Source organism: Nocardia sp. NPDC004718 (genome assembly GCF_053601535.1).
Genome location: NZ_JBSGCA010000029.1, coordinates 3,073 through 27,245, shown reverse-complemented (window position 1 = coordinate 27,245; position 24,173 = coordinate 3,073). Strand labels below are relative to the sequence as shown.

Below are 24,173 nucleotides of genomic sequence, written 5' to 3'. Positions count from 1 at the left end.
CCGCGGGTTCGCACCAGTGTTGGCGTGGCGGCCCGATCCTGGCCTGGGAGATGACAACATAGTAGTTATGAAGCCGAAGATTCTGGTCGTCGACGACGATATGGCACTCGCTGAGATGCTCACGATCGTCTTGCGCGGGGAAGGGTTCGACCCGCACGTGGTCGGCGACGGCACACAGGCCCTGGCGGCGGTTCGCGAGATCCGCCCCGATTTGGTGCTGCTGGACCTGATGCTGCCCGGCATGAACGGCATCGACGTGTGCCGTGTGCTGCGGGCCGATTCCGGAGTTCCGATCGTGATGCTCACGGCGAAGACCGACACGGTCGACGTCGTGCTCGGTCTGGAGTCCGGTGCCGACGATTACATCGTCAAGCCCTTCAAGCCGAAGGAGCTGGTCGCCCGGGTGCGGGCTCGTCTGCGCCGCACCGAGGAGGAGCCCGCCGAGCTGCTGTCGATCGCCGATATCGTGATCGATGTGCCCGCGCACAAGGTCAGCCGTGGTGGCGCGCAGATCTCCCTGACGCCGCTGGAGTTCGACCTGCTCGTCGCCCTGGCCCGCAAGCCGCGCCAGGTGTTCACCCGTGAGGTCCTGCTCGAGCAGGTCTGGGGCTACCGGCACGCCGCCGACACCCGCCTGGTGAACGTCCACGTGCAGCGGTTGCGGGCGAAGGTGGAGAAGGATCCCGAGAACCCGGAGATCGTGCTGACCGTCCGCGGTGTCGGTTACAAGGCCGGACCGCCGTGATCCATGGCGTCTTCGCGCGTCTGGAACGATCGCTGGCTCCGGTGGTGGCCTGGTTCCAAGCGGTCGGCATTGCCCTAGGCCACCTATGGCGTCGTTCGCTGCAGTTGCGCGTCATCGTGTCCACGCTGACGCTGTCGCTGATCGTCATCACGATCCTCGGTGTGGTGCTGACCAGCCAGATCACCGACCGGCTGCTGGACGCCAAGATCAACGCGGCGGTCGAGGAGATGGACCGTGCGCGTAACACGGTGGAGAGCCAGCTGGCCGGTGTGCACGACATCGGTGCTCAACCGCAGCGGCTGGAAGAGGCTCGCAACGCACTGTCCAATCGCGGCGGCAGCGGCCAGTCCACCGGCGCCGCGGGCAGCTTCGTCTCGGCGCTGAGCGTCATCGGCGGGATGCCGCCGCAGCAGATCCCTCGCGGCCCGATCCAGGAGGTGCCCGACGAGCTGCGCCGGTTCGTGCAGCGCAACCAGGTCAGCTACCAGTTCGCCACCGTCGAGGACGCGGATGGCTACAGCGGTCGCGCGCTGATCATCGGCAGCCCGAGCGCCGAGGTCCCGACCCTGGAGATCTACCTGATCTTCCCGTTGGCCAACGAGGAACGCAGCCTGTCGCTGATGCGCGGCACCATGCTGGTCGGCGGCATCGTGCTGCTGGTCCTGCTGGCCGCGATCACCGCGCTGGTCACCAGGCAGGTGGTGCTTCCGATTCGCTCCGCGGCCAGGATCGCCGGCCGGTTCGCCGACGGCAGGCTCAAGGAACGCATGCTGGTCCGCGGCGAGGACGACATGGCTCGGCTGGCTCAGGCGTTCAACGAGATGGCCGAGAGCCTGTCCAACCAGATCACCCAGCTGGAGGAATTCGGCAATCTGCAGCGCCGGTTCACCTCCGACGTCAGCCACGAGTTGCGCACACCGCTCACCACCGTGCGCATGGCCGCCGACCTGATCCACGGCAGCAGCGACGACCTCGACCCCGCCCTGGCCCGCAGCGCCGAGTTGCTGGTCAACGAGCTGGACCGGTTCGAGGGCCTGCTCAACGACCTGCTGGAGATCAGCAGGCACGACGCGGGCGTCGCCGAACTCCAGGTCGAATCGCTGGACGTGCGGATGTGCGCGCGGGCCGCGATCTCGACCGTGCGCCACCTCGCCAAGGACGCCGGGGTGGAGATCATCAGCGACATGCCGGAGGATCCGCTCGTCGCCGAGGTCGATCCGCGCCGGGTGGAGCGGGTGCTGCGTAATCTGCTCGCCAACGCGATCGACCACAGCGAGGGCAAGCCGGTGCTGATCCGGATGCGGGGCGACGTCGAGAGCAACGCGGTCGCCGTCGTCGTGCGGGACCAGGGCGTCGGCCTGCGCCCCGGCGAGGAGAAGCTGGTCTTCAACCGGTTCTGGCGTTCGGACCCGTCTCGCATGCGCCGCTCCGGCGGCACCGGCCTCGGTCTGTCGATCAGCGTGGAGGACGCGAACCTGCACGAAGGCAGACTCGAAGCCTGGGGTGAGGTCGGGATCGGCGCCAGCTTCCGCCTGACGCTGCCGCTGGTGCGCGGTAAGAAGCTCGGTCCGAGCCCGCTTCCGCTGGAGCCCGCGCGCAAGACGATGCACGTGGTGGAGCCGGAACCGTCCGCCGATCGCGACACGACCGATACGGCGCGGCCGGTCGCCGCCGAGCCGGGCGCCGCGCAGGTGACCGACGCCGCGCCACAGGGCGCGCACGCGGGCACCTCCGATCCGGTCGGCGTGCGTGCGGAGCGCGCGAGCGAGGCGGCCGAGACCGACAGCGATGAGCTGGACGGCACGGACGTCGAAGGCGGCGCGCCCGCGGAGCCGAGCGTGAGCGAGTCGCCAGGGGCGGCCGACGGTACGGCGACGCCCACCGACAGCGCCGCGGCCGAGGAGCCGCCCGCGTCCGGGTCGAACGGATCGCCCGCATCGGAGTCGGCGCAGACCGGGGGCGGCGCGGCGCGCGAACCGGGGGACGTACAGTCATGAGAATGCGTGTCGGATCTGCGCGGAAGCGGCGGCTGACCGTACTGACAGCGGCGGTCCTCGCGGTCGTGGTGCCGCTCACCGCCTGTGCCAGCCTCCCCGAGTCCTCCGCGCCGGAGGCGCTGGGCACCATCAATCGTGAGCCCACCTCCGAGGGCCCGCCGGCCCCGCTGGCCAACCGCGATCCGGATCTGCTGCTGCGCGATTTTCTTCAGGCCACCGCCGACCCGGCCAACCGGCATCTGGCCGCAAGGCAATACATGACCCCTGCGGCCTCCACCCAGTGGGACGACGCGGCGGGCACGGTCATCGTCGAGAAACCGGACACCCTGCGGGAGTCGCGTTCCGGGGACAAGGCCAACTATCTGATCCGCGCGCGCAAGGTCGGCGAGCTGTCCGCGGACGGCGGGTACCGGCCCAACGACGACATCCCGTTCGTCGAGAACAAGATCGAGCTGACCAAGATCAACGGCGAGTGGCGCATCGACGAGTTGCCCGACGGCGTGGTCATGGACTCCACCGCGTTCTTCAAGTCCTACCGCCGCTACGCGCTGTACTTCATCGATCCGGGCGGCAATATGGCCGTGCCGGACCTGCGCTGGCTCGCGGTGCCGAAAGCGCAGCTGACCCAGCGATTGATCAGCTCGCTGCTGGAGGGGCCGCAGCCCGCGCTGGCGTCGGTGCTGCACAGTGAGCTGACCCCGCCGATCGCGCTGCGCGGGGCGATCACCAAGGCCAACGGTGATCCCGACGGCGTCGGCATCGGGCTCGGCGGTGTCCGGATCGACTTCGCGGGCGCGTCGGCGCTGAATCCGCGCGAGCGCGAACTGCTGGCCGCGCAGGTGGTGCTCACCTTGTCCAGCGCCGACATCCTCGGGCCGTACTTGCTGTTGGCCGACGGCAAGCCGCTGGACGAGCGCTTCGCCGCGAACGGCTGGAGCGTGGCGGACGTGCAGCAGTTCAATCCGGCGACCGCCGCGCGCAACCAGGTCGGGCTGCACGCGCTGCGCGGCGGCGGGCTGGTGCAGATCGCCGACAACGGCGGTATCGCTCCCGCTCCCGGCTACTTCGGCGGAGTGAACAACCTGCAGTCGGCGACGCTGTCCGCGGACGGTCAGCTCGTCGCCGCGGTGGCGGAAGCCGGACGACCGCCGGGCGCGCCGTCGCGGATCCTGATGGTCGGCACCTACGGCGGCAACGCTTTTCCGGTGGCGGATGGCTTCACCATCACCCGGCCCTCGTGGACGGCGGACGGCAGCGCGGCATGGGCGGTGGTCGACGGTGACCGGGTCATCCGCGCGGTCAACGACCGCGGCACCGGAAACGTCTCGATTCAGAACGTCGACATCTCGAGGTTGACGGCGGCATCCTCGGCCACGGCGCCCCGGCTACCGATCACCGAACTCCGGATCTCCCGGACCGGGGCGCGGGCGGCGATGATCGCCGACGGCCGGGTGTACGTCGCGGTCGTCGCGCCCCAACCGGACGGGAAGCTGGCGCTGACCTCGGCGGTACCCGTCGGTGTCGGACTCAGCACGGCCGCGGTGTCGGTGGACTGGCTGGACGCGGACACGATCATCATCGCGCGCGAGGGGAATGTGGACCCCGTGAGCACGGTGTCGGTGGACGGCTCGGAGCCGACCCCGCTGACGTCGCAAAATCTCACCGCCCCGGTGCGCTCCGTGAGCGCGAGCCCCGACCACCAGTACGTCGCCGACTCACGCGCGGTGCTGGAGCTGACCTCCGCCCCGGACCAAGGACAGCCCTACTGGCGTGAGGTGCCGGGTCTGGGCGCGAACGCCACGCCCGTCCTGCCCGGCTGAGCGGCGACTTGTCGCGAGTACGCGAGGTTGGCCGCACGTCGCAGCGGAGACTCGCTCACACTCGGAAGAATCCGGCGCGGGCGCGCATGGCGGTTCGAGCAGCGCGCGAGCGCAGCGTAAAAGACTTCGCCGCAAGGGCATAACGTTTTGCCAGGTGCATCGTTGTCGACATGATCGAACGATTCTGTCAGGGGGCGGGCGCACACTCGGTCGATGCGAACCCTGCTCGATCTGGTGTTGCCCGCCGCCTGTGCGGGCTGCGGACGTTCCGGAGCCGATTGGTGCGCCGACTGCGCCGTCACGTTGGCCGGTCCGCCGGTGCGGGTGTGGCCGCGCAACGACCCGGGCATTCCGTGCTGGGCGCTGGGGCCGTACGCAGGGCCCGCGCGGCGGGCGGTGCTCGCCGCCAAGGAACGGGGGCGGCGGGATCTGGCGCTGCCACTCGGAGAGGCGTTCGCGGGCGCGCTCGCCGAACTGCGTTCGCCGGGTGTTCCGTTGGTACTGGTGCCCGCGCCGAGCCGACGGGTGGCGGCACGGCGCCGGGGCGGCGATCCGGTGCTTCGCTCGGCGTCGGTAGCTACCCGATGGCTGCCCAACTGCCGAGTGGTGCCCGTGTTGCGAGTGGGGCAAGGGGTGCGCGATTCGGTGGGCTTGACACCCGCCGAGCGCGCTCGCAACCTGAATGGGCGGGTGACCACGACGCCCGGCCCCGCCGCGGACTGGGGAGTACCGGCGAATGCCGAGGTAGTGCTGCTCGACGACGTGCTGACCACCGGTGCGACGGCCTTCGAGTCGGTGCGCGCGCTACAGCGCGCCGGGTTGCCGACACGTGGCGTTCTGGTTACTTGCGCTGCTTGACTCCGGGAAATTTGCGTGAACACTGGCGATCAGCCCGTCGGCGGACTAGCGTCGCGGACACACACCCGAACCGCAAGTTTGGAGGTGGCGCCTCGGACGTCTAGTGCCGAGCAATCGTCGTTCGGCACGGTTCAATCCCGCCGCACTGGAATCGGTCGGTGCGGCCAGATCCGGGAGGTACGCGTGACGACTTCTTCACGACCTTCAGTGAAAGATCCCGCTGCTTCGGTGCTGGAGCCCAGCACCCAGGAAGCACTCGAGCAACCCACTGCGGAACGACCACGGGCGCCGCGCGGCGACATCGTGGTGAAGGGCCGCAACGTCGAGGTGCCCGATCATTTTCGTATCTACGTCGCGGAAAAACTCTCCCGATTAGAACGCTTCGATCCGTCGATCTTCCTCTTCGACGTCGAGCTGTTCCACGAGCGCAACCGTCGTCAGCGCAAGAACTGTCAGCGCGTCGAAATCACCGCGCGCGGAAAGGGGCCCGTCGTGCGGGCCGAGGCCTGCGCGGACAGCTTCTACGCCGCATTCGAGTCGGTGACCGCGAAGATGGAGAGCAGGCTGCGCCGCACCAAGGACCGGCGCCGGGTGCACTACGGCGACAAGACGCCGCTGTCGGTCGCCCAGGCCACTGCCGATCTGGTGGACGACTCCCTGTTCGACCGGCTCGCCGAGTCCGGCGCGGCCCACGCGCACCAAGAGCGGGAACCGGATTATGAGGAGGGTCCCGGCCACATCGTGCGCACGAAGGAGCACGCGGCGACGCCCATGTCCGTCGATGACGCCCTGTACCAAATGGAGCTCGTCGGCCACGACTTCTTCCTGTTCCAGGACAAAGAGACCGACCGGCCTTCGGTGGTCTACCGTCGTCACGCCTTCGACTACGGCCTGATCCGCCTGGCCTGACGAAACGGAAACCACCCGTCCCCACTTCTCCGGGCATTCGGCTCACCGGCCGGATGCCCGGAGATTTTCATCGCTGCGCCGTCGGCGGGCCAGCGGCGGGCCAGCGCGAGCAGCAGCCGCAGATCCGAGTCGATGTCGCCGACGGGCAGGCGCACGGGCAGGCCGGACTGCCGCGGGGTCACGGCCGCGCCGTTCGTCTTCGCGGCGATGGCCCGCACGATCTGTTCCACGTAGTCCGGTTCGCTCGTCTCCCCGGGCAGGTAGTGCCGCAGGTGCATGAGGGCATCGCGGATCTCCACCGTCATCCGGATCAGCCGCGCTTCGGATCCGAGGGGGATGTCCGGCTCGAGCACGACCTCGGGCACGGCCGCGGTGAGATCGCGCCACAGCGGCCGCAGGCGACGGCAGTGCCGTCCGGCGCGGTCCCAGCCCGCGCGGGCCCGCAGCCCGGCGAGCAGCGGCACGGCGAGCAGCGCCGCGCCGAGCGTAGAGGCGGCGAAAGTCGGTGCCGCCCAGCGCACCATGGCCGGGTCAGCGGCCGTGCCGGGCGCCGCCAGCCGCACGGCGGAGACGACCAGGCCCGCGGAACCGACGACCAGCGTCGCCAGCAAGGTCGAGTAGACGATCCGTTCGGCGGCGGTGGATTCGTCCGAGCGCAATTCGCGCAGTGCCGCGCGCCAGGCCAGCCGACCGGCGGCGAGCAGCGGAAGCCACAGGATCGACCAGACCACGACCGTCGGCCAGTCCGATGCTTGCCCCAGCAGCCTGCCCTCCTGTCGCGCCGGAGTGCCGACGGTAAGGATGATCGCGCCACCCACCAGTCCGGCGAGGTCGTAGACCCGCTGCCGAGCCGATGCGGAGACCGGGTCGGCGCCCGACCACAGCCGGGCCGCACCGTACAGACCGGCCACCTCCATCAGCAGTGTGACCATCGAAAGCTGGTGCAGCAGACTGCCGATCCCCGGAGCGACGCCGCGCTCGAGCAGGACCAGCGTGGCCGTACCCCACAACAAGGCTCGATTGAGCAGCCGGTCGACAGCGGCGTGGTGCAGCACGATCAACCGCCCGAGGACGACCACCGCGACGAACCCGATCAGCGGTATCGCGATCGGCGCGGGGATCGGCGAGTTCACCGCCGCCGGTCGCGGAAGAACGTGCGGTGCAGCAGCGAATCGCGACGCGGTGGACGCATGGCGTGCAGCATCACCATGTCGGCGAAGGTCTCCGCGTCGCGCTCGCGCAGGGTGCCGTAGTCGGTGCGGCCGAGCACGTGGGCGATCGACTCGGGCGAGATCGAGGGCAGCAGGTCGGCGACCGCCGCCACCGTCGGCGTGCCCGCGGGCGGCTCACCGGGTCGGTGCTGCTCCGGGCCGTGCCCGAGCAGCATGTGCCCGAGTTCGTGCACGATGATGTGCTCGGCGTGCCATTCGGTGGTGTCCGCGCCGTAGACGATGACGTCGCTGTCCTGCTTCGCGATCCACAGGCCGCTGCCCGTGCCGCAACCAGTGCCCGCGAGCAGCGCGGTATCGATCGGCAACAGGCTGATGCTGCGACCACGGTGCGCCGCAACGGCATCGAGGTAGGTCTGCAGATTCCATGGGTGGGGTATCGGGAGGTCCCGGGTCAAGCTCCGGAACCGGGCCTGGATGGCCATGTGATCGGTCTCCTACAAAAGCTCAGTGGCCCATGTAGGAAAGCATGCTACCTACTCGGCGGCACCGATCCTTCCGTGCTCTGGATGATCCTGGCGAGCATGGCCCGATCGATGTTCGAACCGCGCAGCGCGACGCTGGCGACGTTCGCGTCGCGCATGGTGGCGAGGAGTTCGAGTTCCCGGTCGATCGCGTCCGCCGCCGGTCCACGGGTGAGCAGATAGTCGGCCGCCACGCCGAAGCTGCGAGCCACCGCCGCGAGGATCTCGACATCCATTGTGGCGCCGGCGTTCCGGTCGTCGAACTCGCCGTCGCGCAGGCGCTCCAGGTAACCGGGCGGCACCGTGCGACCGAGGAATTCGCCGATCTGCTCGGCGACGGATTCGGTGCTGCGTTCCGGTGCGTTGCGCGGATGCACGACGGAGAACAGCCGATTGATCTTGTGGCTGAGGGTCAGCTCCGGGCGATTCGATCCGTGGTCGGTCATGGCTGCCTCGTCACTCGCCGTTTCGAACCGCTGTCGTGGCCAGGTTGGCCGCCAGCCAGCGTGCGCGGAATCGGGCTTCGGTCGCTGCATCGATATCCTCCGATCGACCGGCCAGCCAGCGGCGGTACCGGCGTTCCTGTAGCTCGTCGGGGTCGCTGGACTCCGCGGGGACCGCGAGCAAGTGCGCGAAGGCCATTTCCACCAGCGGATGCAACTGCCTGCCCGGCCCACCGTTGCGTTCGAGCATGGCGGTCGCGTATCGCGCCGACAGCTTGGAGACCACCCGGTTGAGTTCCGCGATCGCGGCGACCACCTGCGGGTCGGTGGTGCGGCCGTGCTCGACGGCGTCGTTGAGACTGCCCGATGCCGCGAGAAGGCCGGTGAGGTCGGAGATTTCGAAGCGGATCGCGTCCGGCCCCGCCACCACCGAGTCGCCCGCGCCGCGCGCGGCGTTCGCGGGTTCGTCGGCGGCGGGTACGCCGCCCGCGTAGGTGCGTGCGGCACTGCCCGGCAGCCATCGCAGCGGCGCGTCGAGCTTGTTCAGCGTCTGCATGCTGATGGTCGCCTCGCCGTCCTCGATCTTCCTGATGGTCGGCGCCGAAGGTCCCCCGAGGTCGCCGATCTGTAGCTGGGTGAGGCCGAGCTCGTCCCGGCGTTCTTTGATGATTCGCCCGAATCTCTTCTGCCGCGACAGCTCCGAAGGGCTATGCATAGTGTGCTCATGGTAAGCCGATGGGAGGCTGAAGGCAAACCAATAGAAACTATTTGGAAAATCAGTCGAAAGTTTGTTACGGTTCTTTGCGTCGGATGACGGAGTGCATCCGACGGTTCCGGGACGGGCAGGGGCGTTCGCCGGGACGGGCGTCTCGGTTCGTCGCGCAACGGCGCGCGGCGGACCGGTTCAGCGACGGTGGAGGGGATCGTCGCTGCGTCGGGGGTTCACCGTCGGCGAAGGGGGTCGACGGTGAACTTACTTTGCAGTAAGTTTGGTGGTCCGAGGCTTTCGAAAGAAAATCGCATGGCCACCAGAGCTGCTCGCCGTGCTGTGATCGTGTCCGGTGCGCGCACGCCGTTCCTGCGTGCGTTCACCGGATACACCCGGATGGACTCCATCGCACTGGCCGACGCCGCGGTCCGGGGACTGCTGGAGCGCACCGCGCTGCCCGGCGCGGAAGTGGAGGCGATCGTGTGGGGCGGGGTCATCTTGCCGGGTGCGGCGCCGAACATCGCCCGCGAAATCGCGTTGGACCTGCCGCTGGACGCGGGCTGTGAGGGCTACACCGTGACCAGGGCCTGCGCCTCCGGTCTGCAGGCGGTCACCTCGGCGGCGGCCGCGATCGAGCGGGGCGAATACGACGTCATGATCGCCGGCGGCAGCGATTCCACCTCCAACGCCGAGGTCAAGCTGCCGCAAAAGGTCGTGCACGCGGCGGCGCCGCTGGCGCTGGGCAAGCCGAAGCCGAAGGACTACTTGTCCGCGGTCGCGCGCTTGGCGCCGTTCACCGACCTGCTACCGAGCAGGCCCAGGATCGCCGAGCGCACCACCGGCGAGGTGATGGGCGAGTCGGCCGAGAAGATGGCTCGCATCCACGGCGTCAGCCGCGCGGACCAGGACGAGTTCGCCGCCCGCTCACATCACCGCGCCGCGGCCGCCATCGAGTCCGGCCGGTTCGACGACGAGGTGCTGCGGATCCGCACGCCCGAAGACACGGAGATCCGGCGCGACGGCCTGGTGCGCGGCGACACCAGCGTCGCGAAACTGGCTGCGCTGAAACCGGTTTTCGCCGCCGACGGCACTGTGACGGCGGGCAACGCCAGCCCGCTCACCGACGGTGCCGCCGCGGTGCTGCTGATGAGCGAAGAGAAAGCGCACGCCCTCGGATATCGGCCGCTGGCGGCGTTCCGGTCGTGGAGCTACGTGAGCGTCGATCCGGCCGATCAGGTGCTCATCGGCCCGGCCATCTCGATGCCACGCGCGCTGGAGAAGGCCGGAATGTCCTTGGCCGACGTCGATCTCGTGGATATCCACGAGGCCTTCGCCGCCCAGACCTTGGCGGTGCTCACCGCACTGGCCAGCGACGAATGGGCCAAGACAAGGCTGGATCGAGATGCCGCCGTCGGCGAGGTGGACGCCGACAAGCTGAACGTGCACGGCGGCTCGATCTCGCTCGGTCACCCGTTCGGCGCCACCGGGGCGCGGATGGTGACCACCATGGCCAACGAACTGGCTCGCACGGGCAAGAACGCGGCCCTGCTCGGTATCTGCGCCGCGGGCGGCATCGGCGCATCGGCGGTGCTCGAACGCGTTTGAGGTGACGTATAAGGGGCCCTGCCGGAGCCTCTCTCAGGCCTTGCCCGGGAAGCCCCGGCGCTTGCGCCCCTCGTCCGCGAGGATGCGCAGACAGGTCTGGTGCTTGGTCTCGCCGGGGACGCCCTCCCGACGCAGGCGCAACGTCGCCTGTGCCAGATCGATGCCCAGCTCGCTCGACAGCCGAACAGCATCGACATTGGCCATTGCACAAACCTCCTGGAACGGACGAAAACCACGATGAAGCGCACTGCGTAAGTGACAGTTTCGCCCTTGTCGTACCCAGTGGGGATCCGATTGAAGCATGAACGATCCATACATTTGGGTAACGATGCGCGGAAGGTCAGCCCCGATAGGTCTCGCGGTGCACCGCGTCCGTGAGCGGTCTGCCCGCGCGCCAGCCGAAGCGCTCCAGATCGGGAATGCGCTGGAACTCGCGCACCGGCCCGACGCACAGCCAGGCGACCGTGCGGACGCCCTCCGGGAGGCCGATCAGATCGGACAGGAAACCGGGGTCGTAGAACGACACCCACCCCACGCCGATGCCTTCGGCGGTGGCGGCCAGCCAAAGGTTCTGGATGGCGAGAACCGCGGAGTAGATACCGGTTTCGGGCACCGTGGCCCGGCCGAGCACCTGCGGGCCGCCGCGATCGTGGTCGTAGCAGACCACGATCCCGGTACCGCTCTCCGAAATGCCCTCGATCTTGATCGGCTCGAAGGCGGCGGCGCGCTCGGGTGGCAGCGCGTCGCGGAACTCGATGCGCTTCTGTGCCACGTGATCGGCGAACTCGCGCAGCGTCGCCGGCTCGCGGACCACTACGAAATCCCAGGGCTGCGAATTCCCGACGCTCGGCGCCCGGTGCGCGGCATCCAGCAGCCGCCACAGTGTCGCATCGTCGACGAGTTCACCGGTGAACTCCGCGCGTACGTCACGACGGCGCCGGATGGCCTCGTAGACGCTCAGAACTTCAGCATGCACCGCCCGAGTCAATCAAACCCGGCGAACTCACCGCACACGGCGTGGTCTCCTGCGTAGCCGACCGACCGCGGCGCGGCGGGAGTGGAAGTCAGCGTGCCGCGGACACGCGGCGCTGGGCCAGCCGCCGCCGTCCCTCGGCGAGCGCGGTGCGCAGACCGCGGCGGCGGCCCGTCACCGGATCGATGGAGGCGGCGGTGTGGCCCCCGAACTTGCGTTCCGAGGCGGTCTCGGGCGCATCGTCGGCGGTGGCCCGCAGGTACTTGTTCGGCAACGCCAGTTTGAGGATGGTGCGCCACGCCTTGAAGTACTGCACCGGCAGCGAGCCGGTGGTGTAGGGCAGGTCGTACTTGTCGGCCAGCTCGCGCACCCGCACGGCGATGTCGGCGTACCGGTTGCTCGGCAGATCGGGGAACAGGTGGTGTTCGATCTGGTGGCTCAGATTGCCGGTCATGAAGTGCATGACCGGGCCGCCGGAGATGTTGGCGCTGCCGAGCATCTGGCGCAGGTACCACTGGCCGTGCGTTTCGCCGTCGATGTCGGCCTTGGTGAACTTTTCCGCCCCGTCGGGGAAGTGCCCGCAGAAGATCACCGCGTTGGACCAGACGTTGCGGATCGCGTTCGCGGCCAGGTTGGCCTTCAGCGTGGAGAAGAACGCGGGACCGGTGAGGGCGGGGAAGACCACGTAGTCCTTGAGGACCTGCTTGCCCATCTTGGTGAGCGCCTCGTCGCGCTTGCGCTCGAACTCGGCCCGTTCGGGGGAGCCGGGCTTGTACCGGCCCGCCACCAGTTTGCCCAGCTCCAGGTGCTGGATGGCGACGCCGTACTCGAAGAACAGCTGCAACAGCAGGTTGTAGACCGGGTTGCCCAGGTTGAACGGCTTCCAGCGCTGGTCGCGGGTCACTCGCAGCAGGCCGTAGCCGATGTCGTCGTCCATGCCGAGCACGTTGGTGTACTTGTGATGCAGGTAGTTGTGGGTGTGCTTCCAGTGCTTGGCCGCGCCGGTGTTGTCCCACTCCCACGAGCTGGAGTGGATCTCCGGATCGTTCATCCAGTCCCACTGCCCGTGCATGACGTTGTGCCCGATCTCCATGTTCTCGATGATCTTGGCGGTGCCGAGCAGTGCGACGCCTGCCAGCCACGCGGGGCGCTTCGGGCTCGCGAAGAGCACCGCGCGGCCGCTGATCTCGAGAACGCGCTGCAACCGGATGACGTTGCGGATGTACTTCGCGTCGCGTGCGCCGCGCGAGGCTTCGATTTCCCGCCGGATCGCGTCGAATTCCGCGCCGAGTGCTTCCACGTCGGCCTCGGTGAGGTGCGCATATTCCTTGACATCCGAGATCGCCATGCGGGTTACTTTACCGTAAGTTACGAAACCGTAGGTTGCGAGGTGCGCCGCACGGATGTGTCAAATACCTTATTGCGATCCCGGCTGTCGAATGGTAGGTTAGCGCGCCCTGCGCGGGAAGCGAAAACGCTTGTCCCGCTTCGCTTTTTCGCGCAGCGCCGCTTGTTCCTGACGGGCCCGTTCCTGGAATGCGACCTTGGCCTCGCGCAGCACCTGCCGCTCGTGTTCGGCCTTCTCCTGTAGGGCCGCCTTGGCCTCGCGGAGCATCTCCTTCTCCTGCCGCGCCTTCTCCCGAAGCACGATTTTCGCCTCGTGCAGCGCCGAACGCAGGCCGCGCCGCTCGCCGGTCTCCGGATCGACGCGCAGCCAGTGCGTGGACTCCGCCCCGAGCGACGGCAGCGTGATACCGGCGAACTTGCGTTCGGACGACGTCTCCGGCGCGTTGTCGGCGGTGGCCTTGAGGAACCGGTCCGGCAGGGCCAGCTTGTGGATCGTGCGGAAGGCCAGCAGATACTGCTTGCCCAGCGACCCGGTGGTGTAGGGCAGGTCGTACTTGTCGCACAGCTCGCGGACCCGTACCGCGACCTCCTGATACCGGTTGCTCGGCAGGTCGGGGAACAGATGGTGCTCGATCTGGTAGCAGAGGTTGCCGCTCATGAACGCCATGGCGGGCCCCGCTTCGAAGTTCGCGCTGCCGAGCATCTGGCGCAGATACCACTCGCCGCTGGTCTCGTTCTCCAGCTGCTCGACGGTGAACTTCTCCGCGCCGTCGGGGAAGTGCCCGCAGAAGATCACCGCGTACGCCCACAGATTGCGCACCAGGTTCGCCATCGCGTTGGCCTTCAGCGTGTGCTTGAACGCCGGGCCCGTCAGCGCGGGATGGATGAGGTAGTCCTTGGCTACCTGACGGCAGATCTTGCGGGCGAACTCCACGTTCGGCCCGGAGGCGATCTCCCAGCGCGGCGTGTCCGACAGCTCCTTCTCGATACTCCAGTCGTGCAGCGCGATACCCCACTCGAAGGTGGCGGCGAGCAGCAGGTTCGCCAGCGGTTGCACCAGATGGATCGGCCGCCACTGCTCGTCCCGGGTCATCCGGAGGATGCCGAAACCGAGGTCCTCGTCCTTGCCGAGGACATTCGTGTAGGTGTGGTGGGAGTAGTTGTGCGCCCGGCGCCACTGCGCGGAGGGGCCGGTCATGTCCCACTCCCACGAACTGGAGTGGATCTCCGGGTCGTTCATCCAGTCCCATTGCCCGTGGCTGACGTTGTGCCCGAGCTCCATGTTCTCGATGATCTTGGCCACCGAGAGCATCGCGGTGCCTGCCAGCCAGGCCCAGCGGTTGCGGCTGCCGAACAGCACCACCCGGGCGGCTACCTCGAGACCGCGTTGCGCCGCGATCGTGCGCCGGATGTACTTCGCGTCGCGCTCGCCACGCGACAGCTCCACCGAACGCCGGATGGAATCGAGTTCCTGCCCCAGTGTCTCGATATCGGCCGCCGTGAGATGCGCGAACGCATTGATGTCGGTGATAGCCACCGGGGTCCTTTCCCTACTCGATACACCTCGAGGGTACCTGCCGGACTAGACGTCCAGGGTGCAGTCGCCCGCCGCCGCCGAGATGCAGGTCTGCACCTTGTCGCCTTCGCGGCGCTCCTCACCGTTGCGCAGGTCGCGCGCGTGTCCGGAACTCAAGGTGACCACGCAGGTCTGGCAGATGCCCATCCGGCAGCCGAACGGCATCTGAACACCGGCGGACTCACCGGCCTCGAGCAGGCTGGTCGCGCCGTCGGCCGTCACGCTGCGACCGGTCTTGCCGAAGGTGACCGTGCCGCCCGCACCGACCGCGGAGCGTTCGATCTCGAAGCGCTCCACGTGCAGCCGGTCCGACAGCCCCGCGTCGCGCCAGTGGTTCTCGATCTCATCGAGCATTCCGGCCGGGCCGCACGCCCAGGTCTGGCGTTCGCGCCAGTCCGGGATCTCGGTGTCGAGATCGGCGAGGGCGAACTTGCCCCGCTCGGCGGTGAGATGCAGGCGGGTGTCGAAGCCGGGATTGCGGTCGCGCAGCGCGCCCAGCTCCGCGCCGAACATCACGTCGTCGGAAGTGCGCGCGGAGTGCAGGGCCACCACGTCGGTGAACACCTCGCGGCGGTCCATCGCGCGCAGCATGGCGATCACCGGCGTGATGCCGCTGCCCGCGGTGAGGAACAGCACCTTCTCCGGCGGCGGATACGGCAGTACGAAACCGCCCTGCGGGGCGGCGAGCCGGACGACGGTGCCGACCGGCACGCCGCTGACCAGGTGGCTGGACAGGAAGCCTTCCGGCATCGCCTTCACGGCGATGGAGATCAGCCGCTTGCCGCTGTGGCCGGGGTCGGACCAATTCGGCGGACAGGTCAGCGAATACGAGCGCCAATGCCAGCGGCCGTCCACCAGGATGCCGATGCCGATGTACTGGCCGGGCTGGTATTTGAAGTCGAAGCCCCATCCCGGCTGGATCACCAGCGTCGCGGAATCGGCGGTCTCCTTGCGTACCTCGACGATGCGTCCCCGCAGCTCGCGAGCCGACCACAGCGGGTTGGCCAGGTGCAGATAGTCGTCGGGCAGCAGAGGTGTGGTCACGCGCGCAACGGCTCCGCGCAGCACGTTCAGCTTGCCGCCGCGCTCGGCGACGCTCGCGGCGGGCGCCTCCAGCCACGCACGGACGCTTCGCACGGAGCTCCCAATTTTCGAACCCATCGCTGCCGTTGGTCTCCCTGTCGTCGGATGCGCGGGCCGCCGTCTCGCCGATCGGAGGCCTCGCCAGCAAGGTTACGGCATCGTAGGTTACGGCGGCAGGTCGGTGGCGGGCCCGCCGCGGCGATTCAGAGGAGCTCGAGCAGAAATGGCAGCTCTTGGGCCGCGTACCAGGCCAATTGGTGGTCCTCGGCGTCGCCGAGGACGAACTCGGCGTCGGTGTCGCCGAGATCGGCCGCGTCCACCACGTCGACGGCCTTGGCCACCTGCGATTCGGCGTCGGCCAGGTCGACGTGCACCGAGGCGATCTGCTGGTAGCCGATCGGGCCCGCCAGCCGGACCACCGCGTCGTCGAGGTCCGGCCGCAGCTTCGCGCCGGTCACGTCGGCGGCGATCACCGCACGGCGGTAAACCGGGTTACCGCCCGCCACCGGCGCGGCCTCGTCGTCGGAGTCCTCCGATCCGATCGCCTCGCGTTCGGCGGCCAGCAGTCGCAGCGAGGCGCGCGCGGCCTCGTTCATGGCGACTTCGCCGAGTTCCTCGTCGTCGCCGGAGGCGTAGGCCTCGCGCAGCGCGGGCGTCACCGCGAACGCGGTCCCGCCGACGGGGGCCAGCTCACGGTTGCCGACCAGATCGCGCAGCATCGGCACCGTAGCCGGGATGTAGACCCGCAGCTTCTTCTCATCAGACGCAGGCACCGAGCATCTCCTCCATGGAATCGCGCACCGCCGTGGCGAGCACGCCGATGTCGGCCATCGCGTCGCGGTCGGCGTTGAGACCGTAGAAGACACGCCCGTCGTAGGACGTGATCCCGATACTCGACGCCTGATTGCGCAGCAGTGGCGACACCGGGTACATCTCCAGCATCCGCGCGCCGCCGATGTACATCGGCGCCTGCGGACCCGGCGCGTTGGTGATCACCAGATTGAACGTGTGTTCTGCGAACGTACTCGCCGCTCGCACACTCATCGCATGCAGGCTGGCCGGAGCGAAACCGGCCAGGTGCACGAGCGTACGCGCGCGGACGCCGCGCCGCTGACGACCGTTGAGTTCAGAGGCGTGCGCGATGTGCGACAACCGCATCACCGGGTTCGGTTCGCCCACCGGCAGATCGATCAGGAACGACGACACCTCGCTCGCCGAGTGCGTCTGATCGCCCTCGTTTCCCTCGACGTACACCGACATCGGCACCACAGCTCGCAGCGTGGTGGACTCGGTGAGCGCTTCCCCGCGCGACAGCAGCCAGTTGCGCAGAGCGCCGGTGACCACGGCGAGGATGGCGTCGTTGGTCGAGCAGCCGAACCGCTTGCGGATCGTCCGGTAATCCGCCAGGTCGGTGCGCACCACGTCGAAGCGCCGGTTCCGCGAGGTACGTGTGTTCAGGGGGCTGGCGGGCGCGCCGGTCGCCGCGGTGCGCACGGCGGCGACCACCGACTCGACCGCCTTGCCCGCCGTCCCGACCACCGCGAACGCGCCCGCGCTCGCGTCCCGGGCGACCTCCAGGGCTCTGCGCGGCTGTGCGGCGAGGTGGGCGAGCGCGCCGACCAGCAGTTCCATTTCACCGGGTTCGCGCGGCGCGATCCAGTCGTCGCAGGCCAATTCGCGGGGAGCGGGCCCCGCGTCGAGGATCACATGGCCGATCTCGAGCGCGGTGTCCCCGTCCACCAGGGCGGAATGCGTCTTGGTGAAGATGGCGCAGCGGCCGTCGGACAGCCGTTCGATCAGGTACATCTCCCACAGCGGCCGGGCCGGGTCCAAGGGGTGGGAGACGAGGCGGGCGACCAGGTCGTGCAGCTGTTCGTCGGTGCCGGGGCCGGGAAGCGCCGAACGCCTGATGTGGTAGGTGATGTCGAAACGGCTGTCCTCGACCCAGACCGGCCGCCCGAGCGAAAGCGGGATCTCCCGCACTTTGCGCCGGTATCTCGGTACCAGCGAGAGCCTGCTCTCGACCAGATCGACCAGCCGGTCGTAATCCAGGATCGGCCTGCCCGAGCTGTCGCCGGGATCGGTGTTCCGCACGATCGCGAGAGAGCCGATATGGATCGGGTTGCTACTCGACTCGAGCCGGTAGAAGGCCGTGTCTTGCGGCGTCAGTCTCGTGATCACGCTGCCCGGTACTCCTTTCCCGATGCCGCCCCCCGCTTCATTGTGCTGCCGCATCAACCGTTGGCCCGGCCGTTGTGGCATTTCTGATGAACTCCGTACACGTTTTTCCGCGCCGGGGGTCCATGACACGCTGGTCGACTCGAGTTCTGCGAACCGATTCGATCACAGGGCGGAGCGGGACGCATGGCCGAACCATCCGGGTCGCCCGGCGGACACCTTCTCCAGCCGGGCGCGATCACTTCGCGGCAGGTCCACGCAGCGCCGCAGGCGCTGCACATCCAACAGACCATTACCATGGGGCATGCAGCGGATTCCGCGCAACCGCGTGGGCCGCACCGGCCCGGGGGCCGACGACACGATTTGACACACCGACCAGAGGACTGACGAGACCCGTGCCTGCGCTGACACTGACGAGGTTGCTACGGATTGGTGAGGGTCGCATTGTCAAGCGGCTCTCGCATTTCGCCGACCAGGTCCTCGCCCTCGAACCGGAGTACGAGGACCTCAGCGACCTGGAGCTACGGGCCAAAACCGACGAGTTCCGCGAGCGGTACGCCGAGATGGTCGAGGACGGCGAGCCCGATCCGCTCGGCCAGCTGATGGCCGAGGCGTTCGCCGTCGCGCGGGAGGCGTCCTGGCGGGTGCTCAGCCAGAAGCACTACAAGGTGCAGATCATGGGCGGCGCCGCGCTGCACACCGGCAACATCGCCGAGATGAAGACCGGTGAGGGCAAGACCCTCACCTGTGTGCTGCCCGCCTATCTGAACGCGATCAGCGGCGACGGCGTGCACGTCGTCACGGTGAACGACTACCTGGCCAAGCGCGACGCGGAGTGGATGGGCCGCGTGCACCGCTTCCTCGGCCTCGAGGTCGGCGTGATCCTGTCCGGCATGAGCCCCGCGCAGCGGCGGGTGGCCTACAACGCCGACATCACCTACGGCACGAACAACGAGTTCGGCTTCGACTACCTGCGCGACAACATGACGCACTCGCTCGACGACCTGGTGCAGCGCGGGCACAACTTCGCCATCGTCGACGAGGTCGACTCCATCCTCATCGACGAGGCGCGCACCCCGCTGATCATCTCCGGGCCCGCCGACGCCTCGTCGAAGTGGTACGCGGAGTTCGCGCGGATCGCGCCGCTGCTGAAGAAGGACCTGCACTACGAGGTCGACATCAAGAAGCGCACGATCGGCGTGCACGAGGCGGGCGTCGAGTTCGTCGAGGACCAGCTCGGCATCGACAACCTCTACGAGGCCGCCAACTCGCCGCTGGTGAGCTACCTGAACAACGCCGTCAAGGCCAAGGAGCTCTACACCCGCGACAAGGACTACATCGTCCGCGACGGCGAGGTGATCATCGTCGACGAGTTCACCGGCCGCATCCTGGTCGGCCGCCGCTACAACGAGGGCATGCACCAGGCGATCGAGGCCAAGGAAGGGGTGGAGATCCAGCCGGAGAACCAGACCCTGGCCACGATCACCCTGCAGAACTACTTCCGCCTCTACGACAAGTTGTCCGGCATGACCGGTACCGCCGAGACCGAGGCCGCCGAGCTGCACCAGATCTACAGCCTCGGCGTGGTGCCCATCCCGACGAACAAGCCGATGATCCGCGCCGACCAGTCCGACCTGATCTACAAGACGGAGGAGGCCAAGTTCTCCGCCGTGGTCGACGACGTCACCGAGCGGCACGAGAACGGCCAGCCGGTGCTGATCGGCACCACCAGCGTCGAGCGCTCGGAGTACCTGTCCAAGCAGTTCACCAAGCGCGGCATTCCGCACAACGTGCTGAACGCGAAGTTCCACGAGAAGGAAGCGGAGATCATCGCCGAGGCGGGCCGTCCGGGCGCGGTGACCGTCGCGACGAACATGGCGGGTCGTGGTACCGACATCGTGCTCGGCGGCAACCCGGACATCATCGCCGACATCCTGCTGCGCAAGCATGGGCTGGACCCGGTCGACACGCCGGAGGAGTACGAGCGCGCCTGGCTGCCGACCCTGGACCAGGTCAAGGCCCAGACCGCCGAGGACGCCGAGTTGGTGCGCGAGGCGGGCGGCCTCTATGTGCTGGGCACCGAGCGGCACGAGTCGCGCCGCATCGACAACCAGTTGCGCGGCCGCTCCGGCCGGCAGGGCGACCCGGGTGAGTCCCGCTTCTACCTGTCGCTGGGCGACGAGCTGATGCGCCGGTTCAACGGCGCCGCGCTGGAAGCGATCATGACGCGGCTGAACCTGCCCGACGACGTGCCGATCGAGGCGAAGATGGTCTCCAAGGCCATCAAGAGCGCGCAGACGCAGGTCGAGCAGCAGAACTTCGAGATCCGCAAGAACGTCCTCAAGTACGACGAGGTGATGAACCAGCAGCGCACCGTCATCTACGGCGAGCGCGATCGGATCCTGCGCGGCGAGGACATGGAGGGCCAGGTCCAGAGCATGATCACCGACGTGGTCAGCGCCTACGTGGACGGCGCCACCGCCGAGGGCTACGTCGAGGACTGGGATCTGGAGAAGCTGTGGACGGCGCTGAAGACGCTGTACCCGGTGAGCCTGGACTACCGGGACCTCACCGGCGAGACCGAGATCGGTGAGGCGGGCGAGCTGACGCGCGACGAGCTGCTCGAGGCGCTGCTGGACGACGCGCACGACGCCTACGAGCGCCGCGAGGCCGAGATCGACGGTCTGGCGGGCGAGGGCAGCATGCGCAATCTGGAACGGCAGGTGCTGCTCTCCGTGCTCGACCGCAAGTGGCGTGAGCACCTCTACGAGATGGACTACCTCAAGGAGGGCATCGGCCTGCGCGCGATGGCCCAGCGCGACCCGTTGGTGGAGTACCAGCGCGAGGGCTTCGACATGTTCTCGGCCATGCTCGAGGGACTGAAGGAGGAGTCGGTCGGCTTCCTGTTCAACCTGCAGGTCGAGGTGCAGCAACCGCAGCCGGAAGGCGTCGCCGTCGGCCAGGGTCTTCGTTCGCCCGTCGGAGCGACGACCGCCCCGCGTCCGCTGCCCACCGAGGAGGCTCCGGTCGCCAACGGGCACGCCGCGCCGGCGGCCCTGCGCGCCAGGGGTATCGACGACACCGCCCCGCGCGGTTTCAGCTACTCCGGCCCGGACGAAGGCGGCCGAGCCGCGGTGCACAGCGACACCGAGGAGTACGGCGTGGACGGTGGTCCGCAGCCCACCCGTCGCGAGCGCCGCGAGGCCGCCCGCGCGGAGGCGAAGGGCCGTCGCGGCCCGAAGTCGCGCCGCCGTCACTGATCCGCTGAATTACGAAGGCGCTCAGGGTTTTCCTGGGCGCCTTCGTTGTTTTCCGTATGCCGAAGCGTCTTCGCAAGGGGGATTTTACCGTCGTGTCTGCGCGTGTCCGGCGAGAGAAAGTTGTGTGCTACATCGTTCGGGACGAGAAGTTGCTGGTGTTCCGCCACACCGAGTTCTCTTGGGAGGAAGTCGGGATTCAGGTTCCCGCGGGCAGCATCCAGGCGGGCGAGTCTCCGGCAGACGCTGCCCTCCGGGAAGCGTGTGAGGAGACGGGGCTGACCGAGTTCACGGTGGTCCGCGAACTCGGTAGAGACCAATTCGACGTCCGCCCAAATCGTTTCGAGACGCACCGGCGTCACTTCTTCCAGCTCGCATTACACCGAACCACACCCGAACGGTGGGCGAGTCAGGAGGACCACGACGGCCTGGCCCCGCCGACGAAGTTGGAGTGCTTCTGGATTCCGCTGACCGCCGCGCATGTGCTGCAAAGTGGGCAGAGCGCGATGATCGGTCGGCTTTTCGACTGAGTCTCGGACGGCCGAGGCGATTACCAGGGATCGTTGGAGTTCAGGGCGACCAGCAGGCGGCGGATGGCGGCCACCCGGTGCTCCTTGCCCGGCAACTGGTCCAGCGCGCATTCGGGATCGGCGGGCGGACCGAGATGGGTGCAGCCCCGCGGGCAGTCCTCGATGGCGTCGGCGAGGTCGGTGAAGGCGGCGATCACGTCGTCCGGCGTGATGTGCGCCAGGCCGAACGACCGCACGCCCGGCGTGTCGATGACCCAGCCGCCGCCGGGTAGCGGGAGCGCGACCGACTGAGTGGAGGTGTGCTTTCCCTTGCCCACCCCGGATACCTCGCCCACGGCCCGTTCCGCCTCCGGCACAAGGCGATTCACCAGAGTGGACTTGCCCACGCCGGAGTGGCCGATCAGCGCGGTGAGGTGATCGGTGAGCAGATCGAGTACCGGATCGAGCGGATCGTCGATGCCGCCGTAGACGATGGTGAGGTCGAGATCGTCGAAAGCGGCGGCGAATTCGGAATCGGCCGCCAGATCGTGTTTGGTCAAGCACAGAACCGGTTGCAGCCCACCGGCGTACGCGGCGACCATGGCGCGCTCCACGAAGCCGGTGCGCGGAGGCGGGTCGGCGAGCGCGACCACGATGAACAGCCGCTCCGCGTTGCCGACCACGATGCGCTCGAACGGATCGGTGTCGTCGGCGGTACGGCGCAGTACCGTCCGGCGGTCGGCGACCCGGACGATGCGCGCGAGGGTATCCGGTCGCCCGGACAGGTCGCCGACCACGTCCACCTGGTCACCGACCACGATCGGAGTGCGGCCCAGTTCCCTGGCGCGCATCGCGACGATGCGGCGATCCGGATCGCCGCCGAGGACGCATCCCCACCGGCCCCGGTCGACCGCCACCACCATGGCCTGCTCGGCGTCGCTGTGCTGCGGACGGGTCTTGGTGCGCGGACGGGAACTGCGCCCCGGACGAACCCGGACATCGGATTCGTCGTAGCTGGCCGCTGATCGTCGCCCCCGACTCAGTGCGCCGCTCCTTCGTCGGATAGCGCGGGGTCGAGCATCTGCTCCCACAACGCGACGAAGTTCGGCAAGGTCTTGGCCGTGGTCCCGATGTCCTCGATCTCGATCCCGGGTACCCGCAGGCCGAGAATGGCTCCGGCCGTGGCCATCCGGTGGTCGGCGTAGGAATGCCACTTGCCGCCGTGCAGTTCGGTGGGCACGATCTCCAGTCCGTCCTCGGTCTCGGTCACCTTGCCGCCGAGGCGGTTGATCTCGGTGGACAGCGCGGCCAGCCGGTCGGTCTCGTGACCGCGCAGATGGGAGATGCCGCGCAGCACGGACGGGGAGTCGGCCAGCGCGGCCAGCGCGGCGACGGTCGGCGTCAGCTCGCCCACGTCGTGCAGGTCGATATCGATGCCTGCGAGCCGGTCGGGGCCGTGCACGGTGAGCACGCCGTCGAAGATCCGCGCTTCCGCGCCCATCCGCACCAGGATCTCGCGGATGACGTCGCCCGGCTGGGTGGTCAGCCGCGGCCAGTGCGGGATGCTGACCGTGCCGCCCGTGATCGCGGCCGCGGCCAGGAACGGGGTGGCGTTGGACAGGTCCGGCTCGATCTCCCAGTCCACGGCTCGGATCGGCCCGTGCTCCACGGTCCAGGTCTGCGCCTTGAAGCTGTCCGCGGGCGCCTGCACCCGCACGTCGGCGCGGCGCAGCATCTCCACCGTCATCTCGATGTGCGGCATCGAGGGCAGCGCCTTGCCGTCGTGGTGCACCACCAGGCCCTCGTCGAAGCGCGCGGCCGACAGCAGCAGGCCCGAGACGAACTGCGACGATCCGGACGCGTCGATCGTCACGGTGCCGCCGCGCAGCGCGCCCTTGCCGTGCACGGTGAACGGCAGTGCGTCGCCGTCGATATCGGCGCCGAGCGAGCGCAGCGCGTCCAGGATCGTGCGCAGCGGTCGGATCCTGGCCTGTTCGTCACCGTCGAACGCGACATCGCCCGACGCCAGGGCGGCGACCGGCGGCAGGAAGCGCATCACCGTGCCCGCGAGCCCGCAGTCGACCGTGCCGCCGCCAAACGGCGCCGGGGTGACGGTCAACGTGTCGCCCGCGCCCTCGATGTCCGCACCGAGCGCGCGCAACGCGGCGATCATCAGGTTAGTGTCCCGGCTGCGCAGCGCACCGGTGATGGTGGACGGACCGTCGGCCAGTGCGGCCAGGATGAGCGCCCGGTTCGTGATCGATTTCGATCCGGGCAGGGTCACGGTCGCGTGTACGGGAACCTCGACATGGGGCGCTGACCAGAAATTCACTCGTCCATCATCACACGGTGCTAGTTTTCCAGCGCCTGCGGCGCTGGGTGTTCGCGGCCCTGTTGTGGCCCGCGTGTGCGCGGCCGCGCACACCCGAGACCGGGCGCGAAAGGGGGGTGCGAGGTCTCGCGTCGCTGGT

The 24,173-nt window shown here is 68.5% G+C and carries 21 protein-coding genes; 8 read left to right on the top strand and 13 right to left on the bottom strand.

Going from position 1 to position 24,173, the window contains the following annotated elements; translation table 11 throughout:
* The first annotated feature begins 67 nt into the window (after positions 1 to 67).
* The 5 genes from mtrA to hpf all read left to right on the top strand — a co-directional run bounded on the left by mtrA (position 68) and on the right by hpf (position 6,329).
* Positions 68 to 745 carry an MtrAB system response regulator MtrA gene (gene mtrA, locus ACWEH3_RS22075; protein WP_039800350.1) on the top strand — a complete coding sequence of 226 codons (678 nt, stop codon included), beginning with the start codon at positions 68 to 70 and terminating at the stop codon, positions 743 to 745.
* On the top strand, positions 742 to 2,742 hold the full coding sequence (mtrB, locus tag ACWEH3_RS22070; RefSeq protein WP_450020799.1) for an MtrAB system histidine kinase MtrB: 2,001 nt from the start codon (positions 742 to 744) through the stop codon (positions 2,740 to 2,742). The genes mtrA and mtrB overlap by 4 nt, the downstream gene beginning before the upstream one ends.
* Before the next feature lie 2 nt (positions 2,743 to 2,744).
* Positions 2,745 to 4,562: an MtrAB system accessory lipoprotein LpqB gene (gene lpqB, locus ACWEH3_RS22065; RefSeq protein WP_452358377.1), complete on the top strand. Its 1,818-nt coding sequence runs from the start codon at positions 2,745 to 2,747 to the stop codon at positions 4,560 to 4,562.
* A gap of 213 nt (positions 4,563 to 4,775) precedes the next feature.
* Entirely contained in the window at positions 4,776 to 5,420 is a 645-nt protein-coding gene (locus ACWEH3_RS22060) for a ComF family protein (protein ID WP_450020795.1), read from the top strand.
* A gap of 300 nt (positions 5,421 to 5,720) precedes the next feature.
* Positions 5,721 to 6,329 (top strand): ribosome hibernation-promoting factor, HPF/YfiA family, encoded by a 609-nt coding sequence (hpf, locus tag ACWEH3_RS22055; RefSeq protein WP_450020868.1) that lies wholly within the window; start codon positions 5,721 to 5,723, stop codon positions 6,327 to 6,329.
* Here the strand turns inward: hpf and ACWEH3_RS22050 are convergent.
* From ACWEH3_RS22050 to ACWEH3_RS22035, 4 genes are read right to left on the bottom strand one after another with little or no spacing between them, the layout of a single operon-like run.
* Positions 6,305 to 7,462 (bottom strand): MAB_1171c family putative transporter, encoded by a 1,158-nt coding sequence (locus ACWEH3_RS22050; protein ID WP_450020793.1) that lies wholly within the window; start codon positions 7,460 to 7,462, stop codon positions 6,305 to 6,307. The two genes, hpf and ACWEH3_RS22050, sit on opposite strands and share 25 nt — an antisense overlap.
* Positions 7,459 to 7,983 carry a hypothetical protein gene (locus ACWEH3_RS22045; RefSeq protein ID WP_355077130.1) on the bottom strand — a complete coding sequence of 175 codons (525 nt, stop codon included), beginning with the start codon at positions 7,981 to 7,983 and terminating at the stop codon, positions 7,459 to 7,461. The genes ACWEH3_RS22050 and ACWEH3_RS22045 overlap by 4 nt, the downstream gene beginning before the upstream one ends.
* Before the next feature lie 47 nt (positions 7,984 to 8,030).
* Entirely contained in the window at positions 8,031 to 8,468 is a 438-nt protein-coding gene (locus tag ACWEH3_RS22040; protein WP_450020790.1) for a hypothetical protein, read from the bottom strand.
* A 10-nt stretch (positions 8,469 to 8,478) separates the two neighbouring features.
* A complete protein-coding gene (locus tag ACWEH3_RS22035) occupies positions 8,479 to 9,180 on the bottom strand; it encodes a helix-turn-helix domain-containing protein (RefSeq protein WP_450020788.1) in 702 nt (233 codons plus the stop codon).
* A 306-nt stretch (positions 9,181 to 9,486) separates the two neighbouring features.
* Here ACWEH3_RS22035 and ACWEH3_RS22030 point away from each other — a divergent pair, with 306 nt between their 5' ends.
* Entirely contained in the window at positions 9,487 to 10,779 is a 1,293-nt protein-coding gene (locus tag ACWEH3_RS22030) for an acetyl-CoA C-acyltransferase (RefSeq protein ID WP_450020786.1), read from the top strand.
* 33 nt (positions 10,780 to 10,812) lie between these two features.
* On the opposite strand, the gene ACWEH3_RS22025 is transcribed toward ACWEH3_RS22030, so the two are convergent.
* The 7 genes from ACWEH3_RS22025 to ACWEH3_RS21995 form a co-directional block, all read right to left on the bottom strand.
* Positions 10,813 to 10,983 carry a hypothetical protein gene (locus ACWEH3_RS22025; protein ID WP_450020784.1) on the bottom strand — a complete coding sequence of 57 codons (171 nt, stop codon included), beginning with the start codon at positions 10,981 to 10,983 and terminating at the stop codon, positions 10,813 to 10,815.
* Between the two features lie 136 nt (positions 10,984 to 11,119).
* On the bottom strand, positions 11,120 to 11,740 hold the full coding sequence (gene bluB, locus ACWEH3_RS22020) for a 5,6-dimethylbenzimidazole synthase (protein WP_450020866.1): 621 nt from the start codon (positions 11,738 to 11,740) through the stop codon (positions 11,120 to 11,122).
* A 103-nt stretch (positions 11,741 to 11,843) separates the two neighbouring features.
* Positions 11,844 to 13,100, bottom strand: a complete 1,257-nt coding sequence (locus ACWEH3_RS22015) for a fatty acid desaturase family protein (RefSeq protein WP_450020782.1) — start codon at positions 13,098 to 13,100, stop codon at positions 11,844 to 11,846.
* A 99-nt stretch (positions 13,101 to 13,199) separates the two neighbouring features.
* Entirely contained in the window at positions 13,200 to 14,636 is a 1,437-nt protein-coding gene (locus tag ACWEH3_RS22010) for a fatty acid desaturase (protein ID WP_450020780.1), read from the bottom strand.
* Between the two features lie 45 nt (positions 14,637 to 14,681).
* Positions 14,682 to 15,836, bottom strand: a complete 1,155-nt coding sequence (locus tag ACWEH3_RS22005; protein ID WP_450020778.1) for a ferredoxin reductase — start codon at positions 15,834 to 15,836, stop codon at positions 14,682 to 14,684.
* Between the two features lie 125 nt (positions 15,837 to 15,961).
* A complete protein-coding gene (locus ACWEH3_RS22000; protein WP_450020864.1) occupies positions 15,962 to 16,507 on the bottom strand; it encodes a DUF6912 family protein in 546 nt (181 codons plus the stop codon).
* A 10-nt stretch (positions 16,508 to 16,517) separates the two neighbouring features.
* Complete coding sequence (locus ACWEH3_RS21995; protein ID WP_450020776.1) at positions 16,518 to 17,939, bottom strand: WS/DGAT/MGAT family O-acyltransferase; 1,422 nt, start codon at positions 17,937 to 17,939, stop codon at positions 16,518 to 16,520.
* 392 nt (positions 17,940 to 18,331) lie between these two features.
* On the opposite strand from ACWEH3_RS21995, the gene secA reads away from it, so the two are divergent.
* Entirely contained in the window at positions 18,332 to 21,196 is a 2,865-nt protein-coding gene (gene secA, locus ACWEH3_RS21990; RefSeq protein ID WP_450020774.1) for a preprotein translocase subunit SecA, read from the top strand.
* A 122-nt stretch (positions 21,197 to 21,318) separates the two neighbouring features.
* Positions 21,319 to 21,723 (top strand): NUDIX hydrolase, encoded by a 405-nt coding sequence (locus tag ACWEH3_RS21985; RefSeq protein WP_450020772.1) that lies wholly within the window; start codon positions 21,319 to 21,321, stop codon positions 21,721 to 21,723.
* A gap of 20 nt (positions 21,724 to 21,743) precedes the next feature.
* On the opposite strand, the gene rsgA is transcribed toward ACWEH3_RS21985, so the two are convergent.
* Entirely contained in the window at positions 21,744 to 22,625 is an 882-nt protein-coding gene (rsgA, locus tag ACWEH3_RS21980; protein ID WP_450020770.1) for a ribosome small subunit-dependent GTPase A, read from the bottom strand.
* A gap of 116 nt (positions 22,626 to 22,741) precedes the next feature.
* Positions 22,742 to 24,034, bottom strand: a complete 1,293-nt coding sequence (gene aroA / locus ACWEH3_RS21975) for a 3-phosphoshikimate 1-carboxyvinyltransferase (RefSeq protein ID WP_450020768.1) — start codon at positions 24,032 to 24,034, stop codon at positions 22,742 to 22,744.
* Positions 24,035 to 24,173 lie beyond the last annotated feature (139 nt).

Coding starts and splice junctions, on each gene's coding strand:
- rsgA (WP_450020770.1), bottom strand. CDS start 22,625: ATGGTGGTGGCGGTCGACCGGGGCCGGTGGGGATGCGTCCTCGGCGGC.
- mtrA (WP_039800350.1), top strand. CDS start 68: ATGAAGCCGAAGATTCTGGTCGTCGACGACGATATGGCACTCGCTGAG.
- ACWEH3_RS22025 (WP_450020784.1), bottom strand. CDS start 10,983: ATGGCCAATGTCGATGCTGTTCGGCTGTCGAGCGAGCTGGGCATCGAT.
- ACWEH3_RS22015 (WP_450020782.1), bottom strand. CDS start 13,100: ATGGCGATCTCGGATGTCAAGGAATATGCGCACCTCACCGAGGCCGAC.
- lpqB (WP_452358377.1), top strand. CDS start 2,745: ATGCGTGTCGGATCTGCGCGGAAGCGGCGGCTGACCGTACTGACAGCG.
- ACWEH3_RS22030 (WP_450020786.1), top strand. CDS start 9,487: ATGGCCACCAGAGCTGCTCGCCGTGCTGTGATCGTGTCCGGTGCGCGC.
- ACWEH3_RS22035 (WP_450020788.1), bottom strand. CDS start 9,180: ATGCATAGCCCTTCGGAGCTGTCGCGGCAGAAGAGATTCGGGCGAATC.
- ACWEH3_RS22005 (WP_450020778.1), bottom strand. CDS start 15,836: ATGGGTTCGAAAATTGGGAGCTCCGTGCGAAGCGTCCGTGCGTGGCTG.
- ACWEH3_RS22040 (WP_450020790.1), bottom strand. CDS start 8,468: ATGACCGACCACGGATCGAATCGCCCGGAGCTGACCCTCAGCCACAAG.
- ACWEH3_RS22060 (WP_450020795.1), top strand. CDS start 4,776: ATGCGAACCCTGCTCGATCTGGTGTTGCCCGCCGCCTGTGCGGGCTGC.
- ACWEH3_RS22045 (WP_355077130.1), bottom strand. CDS start 7,983: ATGGCCATCCAGGCCCGGTTCCGGAGCTTGACCCGGGACCTCCCGATA.